Source organism: Burkholderia sp. Se-20373 (genome assembly GCF_017104705.1).
Taxonomy (GTDB): domain Bacteria; phylum Pseudomonadota; class Gammaproteobacteria; order Burkholderiales; family Burkholderiaceae; genus Burkholderia.
On record NZ_JAAGPH010000306.1, the window covers coordinates 1 to 2,455 of the forward strand.

Sequence of the window (2,455 nt, forward strand, 5' to 3'; positions counted from 1 at the left end):
TATGCGGGCCGCCTGGCTCGTGTAGTAGTCCCGATAGGTGGCATGGCCGGGCACTGACGGCGCGGCGTCGCCGAACGCGGCCGCAAGCCGGCGCAGCCCGGCTGCGTCGCCGGGCATCACGTGATCGGCGTCGCGCGCGATCGCGTCGGGCAGGCGGGCGTCCTTCGCGATATCGATGCCTGTGCCGCCGGCGAGTTCGCGGCGCACCGCGAACGCGTTCGCCTGCGCGCGCGCCTCGGCCAGCAGTGCGCTGTCGGTCCATGCTTCCGGCGACGTGTGGTCGAGCGCCAGCTGGCCGGTGATCGTCTCGACCGCATGCTGCGCTTCATGCGCGAGCGCATAGACGAGCGTGCCGGTGCCGCGCAGCCGACCGTCGAGCACGATCCGCTGTTTCGCGGTGTCGATGCGGCTGCCGCGTCCGGGGCGGCCGAGCACGACTTTCCAGCCGGCCGCGTGCGCTTGCGCGACCTGCCCGCCAAGCAGGGTCGAGCGGTCGACGAGTGCGTAGGCTTCCTTCGGCAGCGGCGCGCCGCCGAAGCGCATCCGAACGCGTGTGATGATCGACGGCTTCTGCACGAACGCGCCTGGTGCCGGCGTTTCCGCGAGTTGCGGATGCGCGAGCTCGATCTCGCCGCGTTCGAGGCCGCTCGTCAGCGCGCGCTCGATCAGCGCGAGGCGCTGCAACGCCGTGAAGTGCTCGCCCGCCTCCATGCCGATCGAGCCGGGGTCGCTCAGCAGGAAATCGCCGTTGCGCGTGAACAGGCCTTGCAGGTCGAAGCCGATACCCGTGCTTTCGATGACGGCGCGGATCTGCCGGATATGGTCGAGCGCCGCGCGCGACACCACCTGCGGCAGCGCGCCCGTCTCGAAGCTGAAGCTGTGGAATACGCCGAGCGGCCGGTACAGCACCGCGACGCGGTCGAGTGCGGAGAACGGGCCGCTCATCGTCACGGTTTTCAGGCCGTACGACGCGAGATCGTCGAGTGCGATGCTTTCGTCGATCGCCGCGTCGAGCTGGTGCGCTTCCGATGTATGGGGCCCCTTGTCGTACACCGCGAGCGCGGCGTCGTCGCCGAGCGCGAACACGGTTTTCTCGCCGCCGGAGCCGAGCAGCTCGCCGACGTGGCGTTCGACGTCGATCCGTTTTCCCGGCCGGCCTTCGACGTGCACGCCTTCGGCGTCGGCCGTCAGCGGGCCGAGGTCGTGCGGGGCAGCGGGCGCCGGGTCGAGGCGGCGGAACACGCCGGTGTCGAGCAGTGCGGCATGCGCGCCGACCGCGTGCGCGGGCGGCGCATACACCGGCCGTTGCCACAGGTTCGCGAGCTGCGCGGCAGCGGCTTCGCCGCCCTGCTGCGCGGACAGCACGATCGAATAGCCGTCCCGGATCATGAACGCGGGCGCCTGGTCGAGCGCGTATTCGTGCACGCCGGTCGGCCGGCCGCCCGTCAGCAGCGTGCCGTCCGGCAGCGTGTCGGCGTGCAGCATCATCACGCCGGCGTCCTCCAGCACCGTGAAATGGCGGCTGCGGGCCGCCTGCAGTTCGGACACCGTGGGTGCCGGCCGCGCACCGAACGGCGACGCGTACTCGGCATGCGCGCGGCTCCACGCGACGCGTTCGTCGAAGCTGCGCACGCCGCGCGGCGTGTCGCCGGGCTCGCGCGTCTGCGGCGCGGGCATCCGGCGCGGAATGCCGCCGCGGCGTTTCTGGCGCGCCCATACGTCGTGATAGAAGTCGCGGTAGGTCTCGCCGTCGCGGCCCGATACGGGTGCGTCGGCGAACGCGTCGACGAGCCGGCCGACCGTGCCTGCGTAGTCGTGCGACGGCGCGCGCCATGCGTCGCCTTCGTGCTCGATCGCATCGGGCAGCCGCACGTGCGCGGCGATGTCGCCGCCGCCCGCGAGCTGGATCTCGTAGCGGGCCTCGAACGCATTGATCTGCGCGCGCGCCTCGGCTTCGAGCGCCTTGCGCGTGAAGCGGCTGCGGTTGCCGTAGTCGAGGTTGAGCACGCCGGCCATCGCCTCGACCGCATGCCGCGCTTCGTGCGCGAGCGTGTACGCGATGCTGCCCGGATGCTGGAGGCCGCCGTCGATCGTCACGCGGCGCTTGCGCGGATCGATGCGGCTGCCGCCGCCGCGCTTGCCCAGCGTCACGCGCCAGCCGGCGTCCTGCAGCATGCGCAACTGCGTCGCGAGCGTGCCTGATTGCAGCGCGAGTGCCTGCGCGGCTTCGGGCAGCGCCGCACCGCCGAAACGCATCTGCATCCGCGTGATCCAGCCGGGGTTCGACGCGGCATGGTCGGGCGGCGGCGTTTCGATCGTTTCCGGATGCGCGGCGGCGAGCCCGGTATCGTCGTTCGCGGCAGCCGGGCGCGCGTCGGTCGCGTTCGCGCGGGCGGTCGTCCGGTCGGCCGTGTCGCCGGCCGCCTTGCCGGCGGTTTTGCCGGTGTCCGTCTCG

Annotated in this window: 1 pseudogene; it reads right to left on the reverse strand. The window is 72.2% G+C overall.

What is annotated here, in order from left to right:
* Positions 1–2,455: pseudogene (locus tag G3N96_RS38265) on the reverse strand (LWXIA domain-containing protein); the annotation flags it as partial.